Below are 21,060 nucleotides of genomic sequence, written 5' to 3'. Positions count from 1 at the left end.
TCGATGCTTTTTTTATTTCGTTTAGTATAAATCGATTATACCTTGGAAAAAATAGGTTGTATAAAGAATGGAGGTTTGTGGAGATGAAGCGAACTATTGTAAAGTTACTCGTTGTCATATTTTTATTTCCACTTATGACGCAACCTGTTTTAGCCGCAGAAAAAAAGAGTTCTGAGCTTGCTGATAGTGCTAGGTCAGCTATTTTAATTGAACGGGATACAGGAAAAATTCTATACGAAAAAAATAGTAATCAAGAACTTCCCCCTGCCAGTATGACAAAAATTATGACAATGATTTTAATTATGGAGGCTTTGGACAAAGGGAAAATTACCTTAAAAGATAAAGTGCGAGCAAGTGAATATGCCGCTTCAATGGGAGGCTCACAAATCTTTTTAGAGCCCGGAGAAGAAATGACGGTAAATGATCTGTTAAAAGGGATTGCAATAGGTTCTGGTAACGATGCTTCTATGGCAATGGCTGAATATTTAGCTGGATCAGAAGAAAAATTTGTAGCAAAGATGAACCAAAAAGCGAAAGAGCTCGGTTTGACTCATACAAAATTTCAAAATCCGACAGGTCTGCCCGTAGAAAATCACTATAGTACAGCTCATGATATGGCAATGATGGGCAGAGAGCTACTAAAGTATGAAAAAATTATTAACTATACAAGTAAATACGAAGCTTATTTACGCACGGATACAGATAAGAAGTTTTGGTTAGTAAATACAAACCGCTTAGTGAAGTTTTATCCCGGCGTTGATGGACTCAAAACGGGATTTACAGGTCAGGCCAAGTATTGCCTAACAGCTACCGCTAAAAAGGGAAATATGCGTGTGTTAGCGGTTGTATTCGGTGCAAGCACTCCAAAAGACCGCAATAATCAAGTAACCAAAATGTTAGACTACGCATTCAGTCAATATACAACGAAGCCTTTATACAAAAAGGGAGACGTTATTACCAAGATAGATGTAAATAAGGGTAGCGAAGATCAGGTAACAGCTATTACGTCTGAGCCTATTTCTGTTTTATTGAAAAAAGGAAATGCAGCCAAAGACGTTAAAACAGAAGTGAAAATGAATGAGAAGCTAAGTGCTCCTATTCAAAAAGGCGACAAAATTGGAATTTTGACCATTAAGAAGGATAACAAAGTAGTTAGTTCTTCACCGCTTCTTGCAAAAGAAGATATTGATGCTGCTTCTTGGTGGAAGCTATTTAAACGTACATTCTCTATTTTCTCTCAAACATCTTAAACAGCTAAATGTGACGAAATAGAACTAGTTTTGTCGGTGAGAAGGATTCTATTCTGTCGGCAGCGAAAGACTGACTATAAGATTTCCGAGGAGGTTTGTATAGTGAGTCTTTCGATTGAATTGGAATTCAAACAAGATGTCTTGTTGGTTCGATTAACAGGAGAATTAGATCATCATACGGCAGAAGAGCTAAGAAGCAAAATCACAGAAGCGATAGAGAAGGAATCTATCAGCCATTTGATTTTAAATCTACAGCATCTATCCTTTATGGACAGCTCTGGCTTAGGGGTTATTTTAGGGAGATACAAACAGGTTCATAATAACGGCGGGGAAATGGTTGTATGCGCTATTTCTCCTGCCGTAGAACGTTTGTTTAATATGTCAGGGTTATTTAAAATTATTCGTTTTGAACATAGTGAAGAAAACGCGCTTCAAAAATTGGGGGTGGCATAATGAAAAATCAAATGAACCTCCAATTTTCCGCGCTTAGTCAAAATGAATCGTTTGCCCGCGTCACAGTAGCATCATTTATTACGCAGTTAGATCCAACAATGGATGAGTTAACAGAAATTAAAACAGTCGTATCTGAAGCAGTAACAAATGCTATTATTCACGGCTACGAAAGCAATCCGGATGGTGTCGTATATATTTCTGTGACGCTTCATGAAGACGGTGTAGTCGAGCTGATGATTCGTGATGAAGGAATTGGTATCGATAACGTGGATGAAGCAAAGCAGCCTTTATACACAACGAAACCAGATCTAGAACGTTCTGGAATGGGTTTCACCATAATGGAAAACTTTATGGACGAAATTCGAGTGGAGTCTACTGTATTAGAAGGTACGACCTTATATTTAAAAAAGCACTTAACAAATAGTAAAGCGCTATGTAATTAAGGAGACTTGCCAATGGATGTGGAGGTCAAAAAAAATAAAAACGAACCGTATTTAAAGGATCATGAAGTTAAAGACCTCATCAAGCGCAGTCAGCAAGGTGATCAAATTGCACGAGATACAATCGTCCAAAAAAATATGCGGCTCGTTTGGTCGGTTGTTCAACGTTTTATTAACCGTGGTTATGAGCCTGATGATTTATTTCAAATTGGATGTATAGGGCTATTAAAGTCCGTTGATAAATTTGACTTATCGTATGATGTTAAATTTTCAACATATGCTGTTCCGATGATTATTGGTGAAATTCAGCGATTTATTCGTGATGATGGCACGGTAAAGGTTAGCCGTTCTCTGAAAGAAATGAGCAATAAAATACGTAAAGCAAAAGACGAGCTTTCCAAATTACTTGGACGCGTCCCTACAGTCGCTGAGGTTGCAGAACATTTGGATCTCACTCCTGAAGAAGTAGTGCTAGCTCAAGAAGCTAATCGTGCTCCTTCGTCTATTCACGAGACCGTCTATGAAAATGATGGAGATCCAATTACCCTTCTTGACCAAATTGCTGATCATACGGAAGCAAAGTGGTTTGATAAAATTGCCTTAAAAGAAGCAATTGAAGAACTTGATGAACGTGAAAAGCTCATTGTCTATTTGAGGTATTACAAAGATCAAACTCAGTCCGAAGTTGCCGCAAGGCTGGGAATTTCCCAGGTGCAAGTATCGAGGCTTGAGAAGAAAATCTTAAAACAAATGAAGCTGCATATGAATGATACGTAATTGTTAAGAAGCAATCCGTTTTGCTATTCAAAGAAGAATAGTGAAACGGATTGCTTTTTTATTTGGTAATTAATGGTCTGTTCAGAAACGTGAATTAGAAAATTTAAGAAAATCCATACTACACGTACAGGGAGATAATGAATCGTAAGGTGTGATATGAATGGAAAACGTTCTTTATCTTAAAATGAGGCATCGTATTCAAGTAAAACCTGATGAGGCTGTAAATATTGGACAATTAGCAATGGTTATAGCAGGAGATTCCGTTCAAAAGCAAATTGAAAAGCTAGTTGTATATCAAGTAAGTATGAGTGATCGAAATATTATCATTGTTGATTTAATGAAGGTAATTGAAAAAGTTGCCTCTCAGTATCCGCATTTAGACATTCAGACGATTGGACCCGCTCAAACGATTGTAGAAGTCGTGTATAAAAAGAAACAATATTCCTTTTTGTTTTTTCTAGCTGTTTGGTTTCTTCTCTTCATCGGAGCTGCTTTAGCGATTATGAACTTTCACGAAGATGTGAGTATGAGACAAGTACATCAAAAATTGTTCTATATGCTAACCGGTCTGAGAGATAAGCAGCCTTTACTGATTCAAGTGCCTTACTCTATCGGTTTAGGCTTGGGAATGATTCTGTTTTTTAACCACGTCTTTAGAAAACGAATTAATGAAGAGCCTAGTCCTCTCGAAGTCGAAATGTTTAATTACCAGCAAGACTTAGATCAATACGTCATTATGCACGAGAATAAAGAAAGTATGAAAAAAATTGATGATCATTAACATTGTGATGACCATTGTAATTGGACTTGCGGGAGGACTGGCTGCAGGTGCTGGGTTTGTAGCATTTTTAACGGTGCTGGGCATTATTCCGCGTTTGATGCAGCTGACCAAAACCATGAAATATATTCAAGCATATGAATGGGGAGTCGTGGGTGGTGCTGTTACAGGCGGGTGGTGCAGTCTTCATCAATACACGTGGCAGTTTCCTGCGGTGCTTATTATGATCATAGGTTTAACGAGCGGTATTTTTATCGGAATGCTGGCAGCAGCGTTAACAGAAGTGCTTAATGTATTGCCGACGTTAACGAAGCGAATAGGAATGGAAGGCAAGCTTATTTTATTGTTAATGGCCATTGTACTAGGCAAAGTATGCGGATCATTATTTCATTGGATTTATTTTGTTAATCAATAAGAAAAGGATGTATGTAACATGGCAAATAATCAAAAATTAAAAGATAACTATCAAGAAAGCATTAAACCATTTCAGCCTAAGCCTTCATATTTGGCAAATTGCCTAAAAGCCTTTTTGGTAGGGGGAATCATTTGTACATTAGGACAGGCAATTCAAAATTTCTATATTGCATTTTTTGACTTTAATGAAAAAAATGCAGGTAATCCTACCGTTGCAACCCTTATTTTAATATCTGCGCTCTTAACCGGATTTGGGATATACGATCGTATTGGTCAATTCGCAGGTGCAGGTTCAGCCGTTCCTGTTACGGGTTTTGCCAATTCCATGACGAGTGCAGCGCTTGAACATCGAAGTGAAGGAATTGTTCTCGGAGTTGCGACGAACATGTTCAAGCTGGCTGGAAACGTAATTGTATTTGGAACGGTTTCAGCTTACGTTGTAGGAATCATTCGCTACCTTTTTAAAACTTATTTGCTATGAAAAGAGGGGGATTATGAGAAAAACTGGAAAGCAAACGTGGGTTTATGAAAATCCTATTTACATTAATGCTACAGGAACAGCAGTAGGACCAAAAGAAGCAGATGGACCGTTAGGAGAAACATTTGATATTACACATAAAGATTTGCACTGTGAAGAAGACAACTGGGAGTTAGCTGAAAGAAGACTGATGACGGAGTCCATTGATTCCTGCTTACAAAAAATAAATTTATCATATGAAGACGTTGATTTGTTTTTGGCTGGAGATTTATTAAATCAAAACGTAACAGCTAATTTTGTAGCTCGGCATAATCAAATTCCATTTCTATGTATGTTTGGCGCTTGCTCCACATCAATGGAAACATTGGCAACAGGAGCAGCTCTTGTGGATGCGGGATTTGCTAATCGTGTTATTGCATCAGCGAGCAGTCATAATGCAACGGCTGAGCGCCAATTTCGAAATCCTACCGAGTACGGAGGACAAAAACCAGATACAGCAACGGCAACCATTACGGGAGCAGGGGCAGCGCTTGTCTCGAAGGAAAAAGGTATTGTGCGTCTGACGTCTGCAACGATTGGTCGGGTGATGGATTATGGTATTAAAAACGCAAACGATATGGGTTCCGCTATGGCACCAGCTGCTGCAGATACCATTCAAAGGCATTTGGAAGACTTAAACGTCTCTCCAAGCGAGTATGATCTTATTTTAACAGGAGATTTATCTGGTGTAGGAAGTCCGATCTTAAAACAGCTGCTCAAGGACGAAGGCTACGATATATCAACCAACCATAATGATTGCGGATTAATGGTATATCGCCCTGACCAAAATGTATTTGCAGGAGGAAGCGGCTGCGGCTGCTCGGCTATTGTCACGTATGGTCATATTTTAAATGAATTAAAATCCGGAAACTTAAAGAAAGTGTTTATGGTGGCAACAGGAGCTCTTTTAAGTCCAACGATGATTCAGCAAAAAGAGTCAATTCCAACAATTGCTCATGGCGTCGTCTTAGAACATATTGGGGAGGGATGATCAATGGAGTATGTAATAGCTTTTGTTGTAGGAGGAATCATTTGCGTTATTGGGCAGCTGCTGCTTGATCTTGCTAAGCTTACTCCAGCGCACGTTATGAGTTCGTTTGTAGTTGCAGGAGCGATTTTAGATGGATTTGGTCTTTATGATAAGTTAATTGAATTTGCTGGCGCCGGAGCGACGGTTCCAATTACAAGCTTTGGTCATTCTTTGCTGCACGGAGCGATGAAGCAAGCGGATGACCATGGATTTATTGGGATTGGGATTGGTATTTTTGAACTTACCTCGGCTGGAATTTCAGCAGCTATTTTATTTGCTTTTATTATCGCGTTAATCTTTAAACCGAAAGGATAAAAGATTATGAAAAAAAGAAGGGTCATTATTGTAACCGATGGCGATGAATATGCACGTAAAGCAATTGAGCATGTAGCTAAATCGGTTGGTGGCAGATGCATTTCGAGATCATATGGAAACCCTACTACGTTAACAGGTAGTCAAACGGTAGATTTAATCCTTCAAGCACCATATGATCCCGTCTTTGTGATGTTCGACGATAGCGGTTTCTTAGAGGAAGGACCAGGAGAAATTGCTTTGCTGCACGTAGCAAAGCATCCTCAAGTAGAAGTTCTTGGAGTGATCGCCGTTGCATCACGCACCCATCAAAGCGAATGGACAAGAGTGGATGTGACCATCGATCGTTTTGGAGAACTATCGCATTACGGCGTGGATAAAAGCGGAATTCAAGAGTTAGAAGTCGGCCGAATTAATGGAGATACAGTTTACTGCTTGGATCAGCTGGATGTTCCCTTAGTTGTAGGAATAGGGGATATCGGCAAAATGGCTAGGATGGACGATATTGAAATTGGATGTCCGATTACTGAAAAAGCAGCAAGACTTATTTTAGAAAGGAGCGGTTCGTTTGGGTAAGCCAGCAGAGCAGAAAACAGCTATTTTTTCAAAAGTGCAAAAAAACGATCAGTGGTTCAAAGAAAACGCTAGTATGAACACAAGTTTTGATGTGGGCGTGCGTAAACTACTTATTTTGGATCGAGAAGTTCATGTTTACTATGTAACAGGATTATGCGACAGCTCATTTATTATTGAAATTACAAAAGTGCTCGTTCAAATTAATGATAATGAAGTTGAAAAAGCGAAGCTAAAAGATATTGTTGAAAACCGTCTTATTCATCAGCAAGTAAAGCCTTTAAAAACGTTAGATGATGGAATGGTTTCTGTTTTATCAGGACTGTTATTCGTTTTAATTGACGGTGAAGAAGTTGGCTTTGAAGTCGATGTGCGTACGTATCCCGGCAGATCGCCTGAAGAAGCGGATACAGAGAAAGTGATTCGCGGAGCAAGAGATGGATACACTGAAAACATCATTATCAATACAGCGTTAACGAGAAGACGAATCCGTGACGGAAGATTTCGTTTTGAAATTATGAAGGTAGGCGAACGTTCGAAACTGGACGTAGCGATTGGGTACATAAAGGGGGTAGCTGATCCAGGACTGGTTAAACTGATAAAAGATGAACTGGAAGCTATCGATGTAGATGGTTTGCCTATGGCTGACAAATCCATTGAAGAGTTTTTAGTCAAACAAGGAATTAACCCTTTTCCGATGGTACGCTATACAGAACGCCCTGATACAGCAGCAGCCCATGTACTAGAGGGGCATGTCATTATTATTACCGATACGTCACCAAGCGTTATTATTACACCAACTACGCTGTTTCATCACGTGCAGCATGCAGAAGAATACAGGCAGTCTCCTTCTGTAGGTACCTTTATACGCTGGATACGGTTTTTAGGAATTCTTGCGTCTCTTTTCTTATTACCGCTATGGCTGTTATTTGTACTTGAGCCAGATCTGCTGCCGGCAAAATTGCAATTTATTGGGCCAAACGAAGCAACAAATATTCCGACAGTTATCCAGATTTTCTTAGCCGATCTAGGGGTTGAGTTCCTGAGGATGGCCGCCATTCATACGCCGACACCGCTTGCTACTGCTATGGGTTTAATTGCTGCAGCACTCATTGGACAGATTGCCATTGATGTAGGATTGTTTGTTCCGGAAGTTATTCTTTATGTAGCTATTGCGTCCATTGGTTCTTTTTCAACGCCAAGCTATGAGTTAGCAGTGGCAAATAAGATGCTGAGATTGTTTTTATTAATTTTTGTTGCGGCATTTCATACTCCAGGATTCCTTATTGCGACAACGGCTATCATTCTCTACATGGTGCGTCTAAAATCATTGAATACGCCTTATTTGTGGCCGTTTCTGCCATTTAATCCGCAGGCTTTATGGCAGATTATCATTCGCACACCGGTTCCTGGAGCAAATCCGCGACCTAGTATTGTGCATCCGCAGGATAAAGACCGCCAGCCTGCCAAACCTTAAACAAAATATGTGGTTGAAACCTGTATGAAGATGTGATAGATTTGTTTTAAATATGGAAAATAATAAATGTTTAGACAGTTAGCAGCGAATTGCCGTTAACTGTCTTTTTTACACTATACACAGGAACGGGGTCTAAACATGTTTTTACACGGAACAAGTCGCATAAATAAACAGGGTCATCTTGAAATTGGTGGAGTTGATACGGTTGAATTAGCATCAAATTTTGGGACACCCCTTTACGTATATGACGTAGCTTTAATTCGGCAGCGTGCTAGAGGATTTAAAGAAACATTTGAAAAGCATGGGGTAAAAGCACAGGTCGCTTATGCAAGCAAAGCTTTTTCTACAATTGCAATGGTTCAAGTCGTTCATGAAGAAGGTCTTTCGTTAGACGTTGTTTCGGGAGGAGAACTGTATACGGCTTTAGCAGCTGACTTTCCGAAAGAACGTATTCATTTTCATGGAAACAATAAAAGCCGGGCGGAACTAGAAATGGCCATCAAAGAAGATGTAGGATGCATTGTAGTTGATAATTTTTATGAAATTGCATTGCTTCAGGAAATAACGGAACAGTGTCAAAAAAAGATGCCTATTCTTCTCAGATTAACACCTGGAATTGAAGCTCATACCCATGATTATATCTTGACAGGGCAGGAAGACTCTAAGTTTGGGTTTGACCTTCAAAATGGTCAAGCAGACGAAGCTGTGCGTCTTGTGCAAAATAGCAAGGGTCTAGAACTTTTAGGTATTCACTGTCATATAGGATCGCAAATTTTTGAAACAACGGGATTTATTATGGCGACTCAAAAGCTTTTTGCAAAAATGAAAGAGTGGAAACAGAGTATAGAATTTGTTCCGCAAGTATTAAATTTAGGCGGCGGCTTTGGTATTCGTTATACGGAAGAAGATCAGCCTATCCCTGTTTCTCAGTATGTGGAAGTTATTATAGAAGAGGTCAAAAAGCAGTCCAAACAGTTAGAAGTAGAAATTCCTGAAATTTGGATTGAGCCCGGCCGCTCTCTTGTAGGAGATGCTGGAACGACCCTGTATTCAATTGGTTCTCGTAAACATGTACCTAATGTACGTGAATATGTAGCGATTGACGGAGGAATGAACGACAATATCCGTCCTGCGCTGTATCAAGCGAAATATGAAGCGGTCATTGCCAATCGAATGAATGATGAGAGTGATGAGCTCGTATCCATCGCAGGTAAGTGCTGCGAATCGGGGGATATGCTGATGTGGGATGTACACCTTCCAAAAGCAAACCCAGATGATTTATTAGCGATGTTTTGTACAGGCGCTTACGGTTATTCTATGGCAAGCCACTATAACCGTTTGCCAAAACCAGCTGTCGTGTTTGTAGAAGATGGAGAAGCACAGCTAGTGGTAAAACGCGAAACATATGAAGACATTGTAAAAAATGACGTGAAATACAAAGTGACGGTAAAAAAGTAACGAGTGATTAACGTAAAAAAAGAGCCTCTTGTTCAAGAGGCTCTTCTTTTTTATGAGAATAACGATTTAATAGCATCAATAATATCAACAAAGAATTGCTTTAGTTTATCAAGAAATGATTGGCCTTCTTCTGACTGAAGAAATGTTGTTACTTTTTCCTTTGTCGCAGAAAGTTGGTCTTTTACTTGATTCCAATCGATGTTCATATCTTTTAAACGATTGAAAAAGTCAACAAGTGTATTAAGCTCTGAATCTGTTAATTTAATACCTAAATCATCAGCCACTCGCTGAATTAACGTGCGTAAATCATCCTTTGTTTGAGGATTTTCTTTGGCAATTTCTTCTTTAATCGTTGCCATAAACTGCGCTGCTTTTTCTTTACCGATTTTTTCACCAAGTTCAGATGTTTGGACCATCTCTTCGTTGGCTGCTTTTTTTACTTCTTCTGGGATTTTTTGATCTGTTTGAACTTCATATGCTTTCATAATACCTGTTAAAGCAGCTGTACCAGATACTTCAAATGGAGCGGTAATCTGGATTTTTGCATCTTTAACGCCTGCGGTCATCAAAGCATTAATATACATGTCGTCTGTAATACCATTAATATTTTGAGTTGATACGCTTAAACCAGAATCTTTTGAGCCAAGTGTAATACTAGAAGATGAAATAGCACGAGATCCAATAGTAGCCTTTGGAATAAAGTCACCTAAATATTCATGCTCTTCTTGGTTTGTCACGGTTACTGTTTGAGCATTGCTTGGTGCATCAAGGTCATTTAATACCTGTTGCTTCTGAGAGCTGGTTAAGTCCTGACCTAATGTAATAATAACATCGCCTGGAGCAGCATCTGCAAAACTTTTTAAGGGTGCGGTTAGGAATAGAAGAAGACCTAATGCCACCACCATTGCTTTTATCGTTAATTTCAAACCTTTTTCCTCCTTTAATCCCATACTTGCCCTATTATAATACGGGCAGGTCTGAAGTAACAGAGTCAATTCATCATTTTCCCATAAATCAGTCTAGAGGCGTAGATTTCTAAATGAAATGAAATCTATGTATCTCCATTACTGTATTAGACGGATGATACTATAAAAAGTTCCATCTCACAACTACTATTTTTTATTTAGAGCCCTACGAGAAGAAAGTGAAAAAGTGCATTCATTGAATTCATGAGCTTGTTTGTAGTAGAATAGAGTGAGTTTATAGTTGTAAAGGTTCTACCCTAGGTGGCATTTACAACTTTTACGTTTTGCCGCTTTGACGGGGGAAATAGAGCCTATAGCGGTACTAATACATATATTGGAGGTCATTTATATGAAAAAAGCAAGTATTCTAATGGAAAATGGCGAAAAAATTCTAATCGATTTATTTCCGAACGAAGCACCAGGAACAGTAGAAAACTTTGAAAAGTTAGCCAATGAAGGATTCTACAATGGCGTAACGTTCCACCGCGTTATTCCTGGATTTGTTTCTCAAGGAGGCGACCCAACAGGTACAGGTGCTGGCGGCCCTGGTTATTCAATTAAATGTGAAACAGAAGGAAATCCTCACAAACACGAAGCGGGTTCTCTATCAATGGCGCATGCTGGTAAAGACACAGGCGGCAGTCAGTTCTTTCTTGTTCATGAGCCACAGCCTCATTTAAACGGTGTTCACACTGTATTTGGAAAAGTAACAGAAGGACTTGATACAGTGTTAAAAATGAAAAATGGCGACGTAATGAAAGAAGTAAAAGTCTGGGAAGAATAAGAGCATACTGCTATAAATGGATATCAACTAATAAAACGTCATAACAACCTTTTACAGGGGGTTACGGCGTTTTTTCTTCGAGCAACAGCTCAAAAAGCGTAATAGATTAGGTTTCTCATACACGCATGACATAGGACAAGCTTTTGTGTAATATTGCTATTTACTTATAAATTTTGTATGATAAAAGCAGTAAAAAACGCAGCGCATTAATTTGTAGGAAAGTTTGAGGACGAGGGAGAATCGTATGCTTATTCGCTATAAACGAAACTATGAAAAAATTGCCATGGGTCTTCTATCGTTTGTACCTACGGAAAAAGATTTAAAAAAACTTCAACAAACGATGAAAGAATATGAGCAAAACGAACATTGGCAGCTGTATCTTTGGAAGCAAGAAGAAGATATTATTGGGATTGTTGGCATTTCCATGCTCGATAAAAGTTTGATTGAGGTTCAACACGTCAGTGTAAACCCTTCACACCGCCAACAGGGCATTGGCAAAAAAATGATTAAAGCTCTTAAAGAAATGTATACGACTGCACAAATTAAGCCGAGTGAAATCATCGCTCCGTTTTATGAAAAGTGTCAGGCGGATGAATAAAGAAAAGTATGATTAGTTGAGGGGCGAAAGCTTCTTTCACATTTTAGTCATCACAAAACAACAGGTAGCTTCTGGCTACCTGTTGTTTTGTTTTGCCAATAAGTTCGCTTGTCTTTCCGCAATCACATCTGAGCGATCTCGCGTGCTGTGACGATGAACAATTGCATCATTTTGCAGATTAGAAGCTGATAACCAGACAAGCTGTTTGTCAGTGCTTCTTTGTTTGCAAGCTCGTAACAATGCGGGATCTTCAATGGGCAAGTTAATACTTTTATATGGCTGATAGGTATCGATTAAAGCTAATTGTTTGCGAAGAAGTTTAAGCAGTGAAGGATAATTAAGTCCAAGCTGTGCAATATTTTCTTCTTCTTTCGTTAAAATTGCCAGCGCCTTTTGCATCGTTCTTTTGGCTCCGGCGAAATTTTGGCGTCGATGATGATAGAGTGAAACAGCAATTTGAATAAGGCCAACCCAAATAATACTGCGGTGTCCTCTTTCGTCTTTTTTCCAGTGTTCTTCTAGCAGTTCATGACATTCAAAGTAATCCCGGTCGCCATGAAAATGAACTAAATAATCAATATAGGCTTGTGAATACAATCTTGTTCCCTCCTGGTAAGACTCTATATGTAGTGTATCACAAAAATTAGCTATTCATCAGCGCGGTGCTTTAAAGAGACAAACGTGCTCAAGGTATGGCGAACACGTTTGTTTTTATTCAATATGTGTGGTTAGAAGCGTAAGCAAGAACAACCAACAATAATTAATAAAATAAACAGTACAACAATTAAAGCGAAACCGCTACCGTATCCACAAGATTTTTCACCCATGCGAGTTCCTCCTTCAGTCATTTCAAAATGTTATTACCTTGACATCATATGTATGTTTAAACTTTTTGTATGGGCAAATGACCTATTTTTACGTTAATTTGTATTGGACATGTGTCTATAATCCTCTATACTAATGATAGTAACGTTATGTAAAGCAGCAGAAATGACAAGCAATTGAAAAGTGTTGGTGAGATAAAAGTGGAGTATAGTGTAAAAGTAGATGCGTTTGAAGGACCTTTAGATCTTCTTCTGCATTTGATTAATCGATTTGAAATTGATATTTACGATATCCCAGTAGCGACAATTACTGAGCAATATATGATGTTTATACATACAATGAATGAGCTTCAGCTAGACGTTGCCAGTGAGTATCTAGTCATGGCAGCAACTTTGCTTCAAATTAAAAGTAAAATGCTTCTGCCTACGTATGAAGAAGATATGGATGAGATTGAAATGGTTGATGAAGAAGATCCGCGTGAAGAATTGATGCAGCGCTTAATTGAATATCGAAAGTTTAAAGAAGCTGCAGTAGAGCTTCAAAAGCTGGAAGAAGACCAAAGTCATGTGTATACAAAACCTCCAAGTAATGTGCAAATAAATGCAGAAGAACGTACGCAGCCTCAGGATGAAGGGTTGGATATATCGCTGTACGATATGCTAAGTGCTTTTCAAAAGTTGATGAAACGAAAGCAAAACAAAAAGCCTATGCAGACGAAAATAGCAAGACAAGATATTCCAATTGACAAGCGCATGAGTGAGATTGTTAATGAATTAAAAGCCTTTAAAGGGAAAAAAAGTTTTTATCAGCTGTTTCCTTATCAAGAGCGTGATCATATTGTTGTAACGTTTTTAGCTGTGCTGGAACTAATGAAAGAAAATGAAATCGTTGTAGAGCAGCAGCACAATCTAGACGAGCTTTATGTATCGTATCGAGAAAGGAATGAAGAGGAATGACAACGAATAATCTACAGGCTATTATTGAGAGCTTACTTTTTGTTTCTGGTGATGAAGGTCTATCGATTAGTCGGTTAGCTGAGATTATAGAAAAGCCTCATGAAGAAATTCAAGGTGCTTTGGAGGGCTTAGAACAAGAGTGTAAGTTCAGAGGAGTTACACTTGTTGAAATAGGAGGGGCCTACCAGCTTGTCACAAAAAAAGAGTATGCACCATATATTGAGAAGCTCGTAGAAGCTCCGGCTAATCAATCATTATCACAAGCAGCGCTTGAAACATTAGCTATTGTAGCGTATAAGCAGCCCATTACAAGAGCTGAAATCGAAGAGATTCGCGGAGTGAAAACGGAAAGACCTCTTCAAACTTTAATTGGAAAGGTTCTATTAAAAGAAGTGGGACGAGCGGAAGGCGCAGGGCGGGCCATCCTATACGGAACCACAAAAGAATTTCTAGGCTATTTTGGCCTTAAAAGTATCGAAGAGCTGCCGCCGCTTCCAGAAGATTTATTACAAGAAGGAACCGATCAAGAAGCAGATTTGTTTTTTCAATCGTTTCAAGAAATGAAGTAAAAACGTAAAAGGACATAGAGTTTTTTCTATGTCCTTTTTTGTATGGACAAATCTTTTCATTCATAACCAAAAAAGACGAGCATAAACTTGTACAAACAGGTAGAGGGACGGGGATGACATGAAAAGAAGCAAAAAAAGTATCATCTATCTATTTATTGTATTGCTATGTCTCAGCGGTTGGCCTTCCATATCATCTGCAGCGGGGAGCGTAAGTGCTCATAGTGCTATTTTGATGGAACAGAAATCAGGGAGAGTGTTATATGCTAAAAATGCAGATCAAGTTAGCCGAATTGCTAGCATCACAAAAATTATGACAGCAATACTGGCGATTGAATCTGGCAAAATAAATAAAACAGTTACCGTTAGCCACAACGCAGTTGGCGTTGAAGGTTCTTCTGTATATTTAGTTGAAGGTGAAAAAATAAAATTAAAAGATTTAGTATATGGCTTGATGCTTCGTTCAGGTAATGATGCTGCTGTAGCTATTGCAGAAGCCGTTGGAGGAAGCGAAGACGGATTTGTTTATTTGATGAATAAAAAAGCAGAAGAAATTGGCATGACAAATACAACATTTCAAAATCCGCATGGATTAGACGATCATGAAAATCATCGCTCAACAGCGCACGATATGGCTCTGCTAATGCGCTATGCAATGAATAATAAAATTTTTAAAGAGATTTCAGGAACAAAAGTCTATCGAATGAAGCACCCTGAGGAGAAATGGGATCGAGTGTGGAAAAACAAAAATAAACTGCTGACAACACTATATGCATATTGTACTGGTGGGAAAACAGGATATACAAAATTAGCAAAACGAACGCTTGTGACAACTGCTACAAAAGATGGAATGGATTTAATCGCCGTAACGATTAATGCTCCAGATGATTGGAACGATCACATTTCCATGTATGAAAATGCATTTGATAAATATGATATGACCAGTTTAGCTGCCAAAGGTGAATTGACAGATATAAAGGATTCTTTTTATAAAGATCAGTTGTATATTAAACGAAATGTCGTTTATCCGCTCACAAAGAAAGAACAGAGCTCTGTAGAAGTGAAAACAACGTTAATTCAGCCTAAAAAGCAGTGGAAAGAAACAGGGAAAGTTCCAAACGTCGTAGGAAAGCTCGATATTTATAGAAGTGGAGAGACGATTGACAGTGTTCCTATTTATTTCGAAAAGCATGCCGAGCAACAAGAAGGTTTCTTTGATAGAGTGAAGCGATTAATGTTTATTCAGTCTGGAGCAAAAACAGATGGTTAATATTATTTGGATGCTGCTGACCATTGTCGGAATTGTTTTTGCGATTATAAATGGGAAAATTGGTGATGTAAACAAAGCAATTTTTCAAGGAGCAGGCGAAGCGGTGACCATCAGCATTGGGTTAATCAGCGTGCTGGTCTTTTGGTTAGGTATGATGAATATTGCTCAAAGTGCAGGGCTTCTCGACAAGTTAGCGAAACTATTTCGACCCATTATTACAAGACTTTTCCCTGATGTTCCAAAAGATCATCCGGCCTTAGGGTACATATTGTCCAATATGATGGCGAATATGTTTGGGCTCGGGAATGCGGCAACTCCTCTTGGCATTAAAGCGATGGAGCAGCTTAAAAAGCTGAACGGCGACAGAGACGAAGCAAGCCGTTCTATGATCACACTTTTAGCACTTAACACAACCAGTTTAACGCTTATACCGACCACAGTTATTGCGATTCGGATTACGTATAACTCGGCTAATCCTACTGAAATTGTGGGTACAACACTTTTAGCAACTGTTGTAGCTACGATAGGAGCTATCATCATTGATCGCTTCTTTTATTATCGACGTACACGAAAAGGAGGAAAACGAAAATGACTATGCTTAATCAAGTATCATTGATGTTTATTCCTCTTATCGTAGGATGTATTTTACTTTACGGAACCTACAAAAAAATTCCTACGTATGAAAAGTTTGTAGAGGGAGGGAAAGACGGTTTACAAATTGCTTTTTCCATCATTCCTTACTTAGTCGGCATGTTAGTGAGCATCTCTATTTTTCGAGCCTCAGGAGCACTTGATTTTTTCTTATCTGTTCTAAAACCGATGCTGCAAGCAGTTGGCGTTCCGGCTGAAATTGTACCTTTAGCTCTTATCAAACCGATATCTGGAACGGCCGCTCTTGGTATCACGACGGATCTAATTTCTACATACGGACCTGATTCTTTTATTGGTCGTTTGGCATCGACCATGCAGGGAAGTACAGATACCACGTTTTATATTTTAACGGTTTATTTCGGAGCGGTTGGCATTAAAAAAATGGGAGATGCGTTGAAGGTCGGTTTACTGGCAGATTTGGTAGGGATTATTGCATCAGTTGTCATCGTAATCCTTGTGTTTGGCCGGTAGGAAATCGAAAATTCTACCTCTGTGTGGCAAATAGACTTGTGTATTACTTCGTAAACAAGTAAGATGTTACAAGAGGTGAAGTGTTAATGGAACGATTACAAAAAGTGATTGCTCACGCAGGTGTAGCATCAAGACGTAAAGCTGAAGAATTAATCGGCCAAGGCCGAGTGAAAGTAAATGGAAAAGTTGTAAAAGAATTGGGCACGAAAGTAGGTCCTAACGATAAAATTGAAGTAGACGAAGTGCCGGTAGAAAGCGAAGCGCCCGTTTATTTTATGTTATATAAACCAAGAGGCGTGATTTCAGCTGCTAACGACGACAAGGGGAGAAAAACAGTCGTTGATTTCTTTCCACATGTAGAAGAAAGAATTTACCCGATTGGACGTCTGGACTATGATACGTCGGGTTTACTTCTTTTAACAAACGATGGTGAATTTGCCAATCAGCTAATGCACCCGAAATTTGAAGTGGACAAAGTGTATGTGGCTAAAATTAAAGGAATTCCAAGTCGTGAAAAAATCAGACAGCTGCAGCGCGGGGTGATGCTTGAGGATGGAAAAACAGCACCAGCTCGTGCAAAAGTCCTTTCCATTGATAAAAGCAAGCAGACGGCGATTGTAGAATTGACTATTCACGAAGGGAAAAATCGTCAAGTGCGTCGCATGTTCGATGCAATCGGACATTCTGTATTAAAGTTAAAACGTGAGCGTTACGGACCTTTAGATTTACGCGGATTAAATGCAGGAGAAGCACGTGAGCTTACAGCGCATGAAGTCAAACAATTATATTCAATGTCTCAAACAGGTAAGTAATTTTCACTTACCTGTTTTTTTTATGAAAAATGTCGTGAATTAGAAAATCAAGCAAGGTTTTTTGAAAAAATGTCGAACTTGTAGAATGAGAGGAAGACTTCACAGAAACGTCGAAATATTATTGGAAAGCCACTACCAAAAAAATGATATAATGGTAGAAAAAAAGCGTATTGAAAGCGGTTAAAAGGAGTTCGTGCCATGAAAAAAAAGCGCTTGATTATTCGAACAGTTATATTAGCAGTTTTACTGTGCGCGGTTGGATATACCCTTTATGCCCAATTTTTTGCTGATAAACAAAAGGTATCAGTAGGAGATGAGGCACCTGACTTTATATTAAGAGATGTTAATGGAGAAACTCATCAGCTATCAGATTACAAAGGTAAAGGCGTTTTTTTGAATTTTTGGGGAACATGGTGCAAGCCCTGTAAACAAGAGATGCCGGCTATGGAAAAGCAGTATGCAACATATAAAAAGCAAGGTGTTGAAATTTTAGCTGTTAATGTTGGAGAAACGAATATAGCAGTAGAGCAGTTTGCTAAACAGTATGGGCTATCCTTTCCAATTTTGATGGATAAAGATTCACAAGTTTTGGGTGCGTACGGGATAGATCCTCTTCCCACTACATTTTTAATTGATAAAAACGGAAAGATTGTAGACAGCTTTATTGGGGGATTGGAAGAATCTAAAATAAAAGAATATATGGAACGAATTAAACCATAGGGAGTGTTGACAATGAAACACGTAAAATGTGAATGTGGACACGTTAACCCGCATGGTACGATTTTGTGTGAAGCCTGTGGTAAGCCAATTGCAGAAGAAATAACTGAAAAATTAGTAGATATGCGTTATGAAGGAAGCGCAAGGCGATCGCAAACGTACAATAAAACAGTTATCGATAAAATATGGAATTTTTTCTCTTCTGTAAAGGTAGGTATTTGGATCATTATTGTGACGCTTGTTGCGTCTGCAGTCGGAACCATTTATCCTCAAGAAGCTTACATACCTCCTAATGTGACAGCAAATGAGTATTACCAAAAGGAATATGGATGGACAGGAGAGCTTTATTATAAGTTAGGTTTTCATCATCTCTATGAATCGTGGTGGTACTTGCTTTTAATTGCTGCTTTAGGAATGTCGTTAGTCATTTGTAGTTTAGATCGAGTAGTGCCTTTGTATCGAGCTCTAAAAAAGCAGAGTGTAACAAAACATCCAAACTTCTTAAAAAGACAGCGTTTATATAGCACTACGTCATCGTGGACGGATCAAGATTATGAACATGTAAAAAGCATGCTTAAAAAAAGAAGATACTCTATTCGTGAAGAAAACGGCAATCTGCTGGCTGAAAAAGGACGTTTCTCAAGATGGGGTCCATACGTTAATCATATCGGTCTCATTATCTTTTTACTAGGTGCTATGCTTAGATTTGTACCAGGCATGTATATAGATGAAGTTCTTTGGATTCGTGAAGGTGAAACAAAAGTTATTCCTGGGACGAACGGAGAGTATTTTTTGAAAAACCATCGTTTTACTGTTGAAACATATGATAAAGATAGTGAAAGCGCCGTGTTTCAAGAAGCAATTGATCGTGCAGGGAATAATAAAGTAGCCAAAAAATATGAAGCGGATGTTAGTCTGTATAAGCGCGAAGGAAAGCTTATACCAGGAGCAGATCCAAAGTTAAAGAAAATAAAAGATTCAGAGATTCGTGTGAATCAGCCGCTTAAGTTTGAAGGGTATGCCATGTACCAAGTGGACTTCAAATTAAATGAGTTCAGCTCTATGTCTTTCCATTTAACAGATAAAAATGCAAATAAAAACGTTGGTTCACTTACAGTAGATTTACATAATCCCAAAGAAACATATGATCTAAAAGACGGATATAAAGTCAAGCTCATGAGTTACTTTCCAGACTTTTTCTTCGATGATGAAGGAAATCCAAATACAAAGACAAGAGTGCCTAACAATCCAGCTTTTGTATTTAAAATGATTACGCCTCAGCATAAAAAAGGCGAAGTTGCTTTTGTTGGAATTAGAGAAAACTTGGAGCCGCTAGGAAACAACGATTATAAAATGACCTTTGCTGGTGTGGAAACGAAAAATGTAACGGGATTAACCGTTCGCAGAGACTATACACTTTGGTTTTTAGGAATTGGCGGAGCAATCTTTATGATTGGTGTGATTCAAGGGATGTATTGGAATCATCGTCGCATGTGGATTCAAAAAGTCAATAGTGAGATATGGTTAGCCGCACATACAAATAAAAACTGGTATGGTCTTAAAAAAGAATTAAATGGTTTGTTAGAATCAACATCCCTTACACAGCTTAAGGACCAAAATGATAAAGAAACGAAATAGGAGGAAAAAGCATGGATTACGCGAGTATAAGTAGTAATTTACTGTATGTGGCGTTTATTGCTTATTTAGTTGCAACCTTTTTTTTCGGAGGAGCTATTCGAGATAAGCGAGCAGCTCAAAAGAAAACAAAGTGGGCAACGTTTGGAATTGCGGTTACCATCATCGGCTTTATTGCACAGATTGGCTACTTCATTACAAGATGGATTGCATCAGGCCACGCTCCTGTTAGTAATTTATTTGAATTTACCACGTTTTTTGGCATGATGCTTGTTGGCGCATTTATTGTTATTTACTTTATTTATCGTCTTAGCATGCTTGGACTTTTTGCATTGCCGGTGGCTCTTTTAATCATTGCTTATGCAAGCATGTTTCCAACTGAAATTACGCCGCTGATACCGGCTCTCCAAACGAATTGGCTGCATATTCACGTTACAACCGCAGCTACGGGTGAAGCCGTGCTTTCCATTAGCTTTGTCGCAGGATTGATTTATTTAATCAAAACGATTGATCAATCCAAGCGAAACAAAAAAGCATTTTGGCTGGAATTCATCTTGTATACGCTTATTAGTACGCTTGGGTTTGTAGCGGTGACGCTGGCTTTTAATACGGCTCACTACGAGTCAACATTTAATTGGGTTAATAAAAGTGGAGAACAAGAACAAGTAGTATATCATATGGTTCCGCTAGTGGGACCTCATCAAAGTGAGTGGACAGTGGGGAACGAAATACAGCCGCTCGTTGATGTGCCGGCTATTATTAATGCTAAAAAATTAAATACGGTCATTTGGTCGTTAGCCGGCGGTTTTGTATTATATTGGCTGGTTCGTTTCATTTTACGGAAGCGAATTGGAGCCGCGCTGCAGCCGCTTGTGAAACAAGTAAACAGCGACTTGCTTGATGAAGTAAGCTACAGAGCAGTGGCAATTGGATTTCCTATTTTTACACTAGGAGCACTTATTTTCGCTATGATTTGGGCTCAGATGGCCTGGACGCGCTTTTGGGGATGGGACCCTAAAGAGGTGTGGGCGCTGATCACCTTTTTATTTTATGCCACTTTTCTTCATCTTCGGCTGTCTAAAGGATGGCACGGTGAAAAATCAGCTTGGCTGGCAGTTGTCGGGTTTGCCATCATTATGTTCAACCTAGTGGCTGTGAATCTAGTTATTGCAGGTTTACATTCATATGCGTAACCATTAAAAATATAAAAACAGCCTATTGCCATCATATAGGCTGTTTTTTTGGGTGAACAAAGCTGTTTTTCGTCAAGGTGTTCACGAATTGTCACATTGTTTGGGTATCATAAGTAGAACTCGCCAGTTTTTTTTTGT

At 38.8% G+C, this 21,060-nt stretch carries 26 protein-coding genes; 23 read left to right on the top strand and 3 right to left on the bottom strand.

From position 1 onward, the window contains the following. Window positions 1–83 precede the first annotated feature (83 nt). The 12 genes from M3225_RS04015 to lysA all read left to right on the top strand — a co-directional run bounded on the left by M3225_RS04015 (window position 84) and on the right by lysA (window position 9,479). Window positions 84–1,250, top strand: coding sequence for a D-alanyl-D-alanine carboxypeptidase family protein (locus M3225_RS04015; RefSeq protein WP_251391260.1), 1,167 nt, complete (start codon window positions 84–86; stop codon window positions 1,248–1,250). A 102-nt stretch (window positions 1,251–1,352) separates the two neighbouring features. Then, window positions 1,353–1,703, top strand: a complete 351-nt coding sequence (spoIIAA, locus tag M3225_RS04010; RefSeq protein ID WP_251391258.1) for an anti-sigma F factor antagonist — start codon at window positions 1,353–1,355, stop codon at window positions 1,701–1,703. Continuing rightward, the gene (spoIIAB, locus tag M3225_RS04005) at window positions 1,703–2,146 is read left to right on the top strand and encodes an anti-sigma F factor (RefSeq protein WP_013084935.1); all 444 of its coding nucleotides are present in this window, start codon (window positions 1,703–1,705) and stop codon (window positions 2,144–2,146) included. Before spoIIAA ends, spoIIAB begins: the two co-directional genes overlap by 1 nt. A 12-nt stretch (window positions 2,147–2,158) precedes the next feature. Continuing rightward, window positions 2,159–2,920: an RNA polymerase sporulation sigma factor SigF gene (gene sigF, locus M3225_RS04000; protein WP_013059074.1), complete on the top strand. Its 762-nt coding sequence runs from the start codon at window positions 2,159–2,161 to the stop codon at window positions 2,918–2,920. 160 nt (window positions 2,921–3,080) lie between these two features. Continuing rightward, the gene (locus M3225_RS03995; protein WP_014458300.1) at window positions 3,081–3,701 is read left to right on the top strand and encodes a stage V sporulation protein AA; all 621 of its coding nucleotides are present in this window, start codon (window positions 3,081–3,083) and stop codon (window positions 3,699–3,701) included. Further along, the gene (locus M3225_RS03990; RefSeq protein WP_014458301.1) at window positions 3,691–4,113 is read left to right on the top strand and encodes a stage V sporulation protein AB; all 423 of its coding nucleotides are present in this window, start codon (window positions 3,691–3,693) and stop codon (window positions 4,111–4,113) included. Before M3225_RS03995 ends, M3225_RS03990 begins: the two co-directional genes overlap by 11 nt. A gap of 18 nt (window positions 4,114–4,131) precedes the next feature. Continuing rightward, entirely contained in the window at window positions 4,132–4,593 is a 462-nt protein-coding gene (gene spoVAC / locus M3225_RS03985; protein ID WP_057233558.1) for a stage V sporulation protein AC, read from the top strand. Between the two features lie 13 nt (window positions 4,594–4,606). Then, window positions 4,607–5,620 (top strand): stage V sporulation protein AD, encoded by a 1,014-nt coding sequence (gene spoVAD, locus M3225_RS03980; RefSeq protein WP_116073541.1) that lies wholly within the window; start codon window positions 4,607–4,609, stop codon window positions 5,618–5,620. 3 nt (window positions 5,621–5,623) lie between these two features. Next, complete coding sequence (gene spoVAE, locus M3225_RS03975; RefSeq protein ID WP_016765503.1) at window positions 5,624–5,974, top strand: stage V sporulation protein AE; 351 nt, start codon at window positions 5,624–5,626, stop codon at window positions 5,972–5,974. 6 nt (window positions 5,975–5,980) lie between these two features. Next, window positions 5,981–6,547 (top strand): stage V sporulation protein AE, encoded by a 567-nt coding sequence (locus tag M3225_RS03970; RefSeq protein ID WP_285885223.1) that lies wholly within the window; start codon window positions 5,981–5,983, stop codon window positions 6,545–6,547. Then, on the top strand, window positions 6,540–8,021 hold the full coding sequence (locus M3225_RS03965; RefSeq protein WP_116372417.1) for a spore germination protein: 1,482 nt from the start codon (window positions 6,540–6,542) through the stop codon (window positions 8,019–8,021). The genes M3225_RS03970 and M3225_RS03965 overlap by 8 nt, the downstream gene beginning before the upstream one ends. A gap of 138 nt (window positions 8,022–8,159) precedes the next feature. Continuing rightward, window positions 8,160–9,479, top strand: a complete 1,320-nt coding sequence (lysA, locus tag M3225_RS03960; RefSeq protein ID WP_251391256.1) for a diaminopimelate decarboxylase — start codon at window positions 8,160–8,162, stop codon at window positions 9,477–9,479. Window positions 9,480–9,529: 50 nt separating this feature from the next. Here the strand turns inward: lysA and M3225_RS03955 are convergent, their stop codons facing one another. Next, window positions 9,530–10,405, bottom strand: coding sequence for a DUF1002 domain-containing protein (locus tag M3225_RS03955; protein WP_251391254.1), 876 nt, complete (start codon window positions 10,403–10,405; stop codon window positions 9,530–9,532). Between the two features lie 388 nt (window positions 10,406–10,793). Between M3225_RS03955 and M3225_RS03950 the strand changes: the two genes are divergently transcribed. Next, window positions 10,794–11,228 carry a peptidylprolyl isomerase gene (locus tag M3225_RS03950; protein WP_013059064.1) on the top strand — a complete coding sequence of 145 codons (435 nt, stop codon included), beginning with the start codon at window positions 10,794–10,796 and terminating at the stop codon, window positions 11,226–11,228. 244 nt (window positions 11,229–11,472) lie between these two features. Further along, window positions 11,473–11,826, top strand: coding sequence for a GNAT family N-acetyltransferase (locus M3225_RS03945; protein ID WP_013059063.1), 354 nt, complete (start codon window positions 11,473–11,475; stop codon window positions 11,824–11,826). 75 nt (window positions 11,827–11,901) lie between these two features. Here the strand turns inward: M3225_RS03945 and M3225_RS03940 are convergent, their stop codons facing one another. Together M3225_RS03940 and M3225_RS03935 are read right to left on the bottom strand one after the other, a co-directional pair. Beyond that, window positions 11,902–12,423 (bottom strand): DUF309 domain-containing protein, encoded by a 522-nt coding sequence (locus M3225_RS03940; protein ID WP_251391253.1) that lies wholly within the window; start codon window positions 12,421–12,423, stop codon window positions 11,902–11,904. Window positions 12,424–12,554: 131 nt separating this feature from the next. Beyond that, complete coding sequence (locus tag M3225_RS03935) at window positions 12,555–12,653, bottom strand: YjcZ family sporulation protein (protein ID WP_170836726.1); 99 nt, start codon at window positions 12,651–12,653, stop codon at window positions 12,555–12,557. Window positions 12,654–12,851: 198 nt separating this feature from the next. Here M3225_RS03935 and M3225_RS03930 point away from each other — a divergent pair, with 198 nt between their 5' ends. From M3225_RS03930 to ccsB, 9 genes are all read left to right on the top strand, one after another. Continuing rightward, window positions 12,852–13,607, top strand: coding sequence for a segregation/condensation protein A (locus tag M3225_RS03930; RefSeq protein ID WP_013059060.1), 756 nt, complete (start codon window positions 12,852–12,854; stop codon window positions 13,605–13,607). Further along, a complete protein-coding gene (gene scpB, locus M3225_RS03925; RefSeq protein WP_251391252.1) occupies window positions 13,604–14,176 on the top strand; it encodes an SMC-Scp complex subunit ScpB in 573 nt (190 codons plus the stop codon). The genes M3225_RS03930 and scpB overlap by 4 nt, the downstream gene beginning before the upstream one ends. 118 nt (window positions 14,177–14,294) lie before the next feature. Beyond that, window positions 14,295–15,443, top strand: a complete 1,149-nt coding sequence (locus M3225_RS03920; protein ID WP_251391251.1) for a D-alanyl-D-alanine carboxypeptidase family protein — start codon at window positions 14,295–14,297, stop codon at window positions 15,441–15,443. Further along, window positions 15,436–16,035 (top strand): nucleoside recognition domain-containing protein, encoded by a 600-nt coding sequence (locus M3225_RS03915; RefSeq protein WP_251391250.1) that lies wholly within the window; start codon window positions 15,436–15,438, stop codon window positions 16,033–16,035. Before M3225_RS03920 ends, M3225_RS03915 begins: the two co-directional genes overlap by 8 nt. Next, complete coding sequence (locus M3225_RS03910; protein WP_013084923.1) at window positions 16,032–16,565, top strand: spore maturation protein; 534 nt, start codon at window positions 16,032–16,034, stop codon at window positions 16,563–16,565. Before M3225_RS03915 ends, M3225_RS03910 begins: the two co-directional genes overlap by 4 nt. Window positions 16,566–16,651: 86 nt before the next feature. Further along, window positions 16,652–17,377 (top strand): pseudouridine synthase, encoded by a 726-nt coding sequence (locus tag M3225_RS03905; protein ID WP_251391249.1) that lies wholly within the window; start codon window positions 16,652–16,654, stop codon window positions 17,375–17,377. A gap of 198 nt (window positions 17,378–17,575) precedes the next feature. Next, a complete protein-coding gene (resA, locus tag M3225_RS03900) occupies window positions 17,576–18,097 on the top strand; it encodes a thiol-disulfide oxidoreductase ResA (RefSeq protein ID WP_251391247.1) in 522 nt (173 codons plus the stop codon). A gap of 12 nt (window positions 18,098–18,109) precedes the next feature. Further along, on the top strand, window positions 18,110–19,732 hold the full coding sequence (locus M3225_RS03895) for a cytochrome c biogenesis protein ResB (RefSeq protein ID WP_251391245.1): 1,623 nt from the start codon (window positions 18,110–18,112) through the stop codon (window positions 19,730–19,732). An 11-nt stretch (window positions 19,733–19,743) separates the two neighbouring features. Next, a complete protein-coding gene (gene ccsB, locus M3225_RS03890; RefSeq protein ID WP_251391243.1) occupies window positions 19,744–20,922 on the top strand; it encodes a c-type cytochrome biogenesis protein CcsB in 1,179 nt (392 codons plus the stop codon). Window positions 20,923–21,060 lie beyond the last annotated feature (138 nt).

Source organism: Priestia aryabhattai (assembly GCF_023715685.1).
GTDB classification, from domain to species: domain Bacteria; phylum Bacillota; class Bacilli; order Bacillales; family Bacillaceae_H; genus Priestia; species Priestia aryabhattai_B.
This window is presented reverse-complemented; position numbering and strand designations above follow the sequence as displayed.

Excerpts from the sequence above, each read along its gene's own strand:
- M3225_RS04015 (WP_251391260.1), top strand. The coding sequence starts at position 84 with ATGAAGCGAACTATTGTAAAGTTACTCGTTGTCATATTTTTATTTCCA.
- spoIIAB (WP_013084935.1), top strand. The coding sequence starts at position 1,703 with ATGAAAAATCAAATGAACCTCCAATTTTCCGCGCTTAGTCAAAATGAA.
- sigF (WP_013059074.1), top strand. The coding sequence starts at position 2,159 with ATGGATGTGGAGGTCAAAAAAAATAAAAACGAACCGTATTTAAAGGAT.
- M3225_RS03995 (WP_014458300.1), top strand. The coding sequence starts at position 3,081 with ATGGAAAACGTTCTTTATCTTAAAATGAGGCATCGTATTCAAGTAAAA.
- M3225_RS03990 (WP_014458301.1), top strand. The coding sequence starts at position 3,691 with ATGATCATTAACATTGTGATGACCATTGTAATTGGACTTGCGGGAGGA.
- spoVAC (WP_057233558.1), top strand. The coding sequence starts at position 4,132 with ATGGCAAATAATCAAAAATTAAAAGATAACTATCAAGAAAGCATTAAA.
- spoVAD (WP_116073541.1), top strand. The coding sequence starts at position 4,607 with ATGAGAAAAACTGGAAAGCAAACGTGGGTTTATGAAAATCCTATTTAC.
- spoVAE (WP_016765503.1), top strand. The coding sequence starts at position 5,624 with ATGGAGTATGTAATAGCTTTTGTTGTAGGAGGAATCATTTGCGTTATT.
- M3225_RS03970 (WP_285885223.1), top strand. The coding sequence starts at position 5,981 with ATGAAAAAAAGAAGGGTCATTATTGTAACCGATGGCGATGAATATGCA.
- lysA (WP_251391256.1), top strand. The coding sequence starts at position 8,160 with ATGTTTTTACACGGAACAAGTCGCATAAATAAACAGGGTCATCTTGAA.
- M3225_RS03950 (WP_013059064.1), top strand. The coding sequence starts at position 10,794 with ATGAAAAAAGCAAGTATTCTAATGGAAAATGGCGAAAAAATTCTAATC.
- M3225_RS03945 (WP_013059063.1), top strand. The coding sequence starts at position 11,473 with ATGCTTATTCGCTATAAACGAAACTATGAAAAAATTGCCATGGGTCTT.
- M3225_RS03935 (WP_170836726.1), bottom strand. The coding sequence starts at position 12,653 with ATGGGTGAAAAATCTTGTGGATACGGTAGCGGTTTCGCTTTAATTGTT.
- scpB (WP_251391252.1), top strand. The coding sequence starts at position 13,604 with ATGACAACGAATAATCTACAGGCTATTATTGAGAGCTTACTTTTTGTT.
- M3225_RS03920 (WP_251391251.1), top strand. The coding sequence starts at position 14,295 with ATGAAAAGAAGCAAAAAAAGTATCATCTATCTATTTATTGTATTGCTA.
- M3225_RS03915 (WP_251391250.1), top strand. The coding sequence starts at position 15,436 with ATGGTTAATATTATTTGGATGCTGCTGACCATTGTCGGAATTGTTTTT.
- M3225_RS03910 (WP_013084923.1), top strand. The coding sequence starts at position 16,032 with ATGACTATGCTTAATCAAGTATCATTGATGTTTATTCCTCTTATCGTA.
- M3225_RS03905 (WP_251391249.1), top strand. The coding sequence starts at position 16,652 with ATGGAACGATTACAAAAAGTGATTGCTCACGCAGGTGTAGCATCAAGA.
- resA (WP_251391247.1), top strand. The coding sequence starts at position 17,576 with ATGAAAAAAAAGCGCTTGATTATTCGAACAGTTATATTAGCAGTTTTA.
- M3225_RS03895 (WP_251391245.1), top strand. The coding sequence starts at position 18,110 with ATGAAACACGTAAAATGTGAATGTGGACACGTTAACCCGCATGGTACG.
- ccsB (WP_251391243.1), top strand. The coding sequence starts at position 19,744 with ATGGATTACGCGAGTATAAGTAGTAATTTACTGTATGTGGCGTTTATT.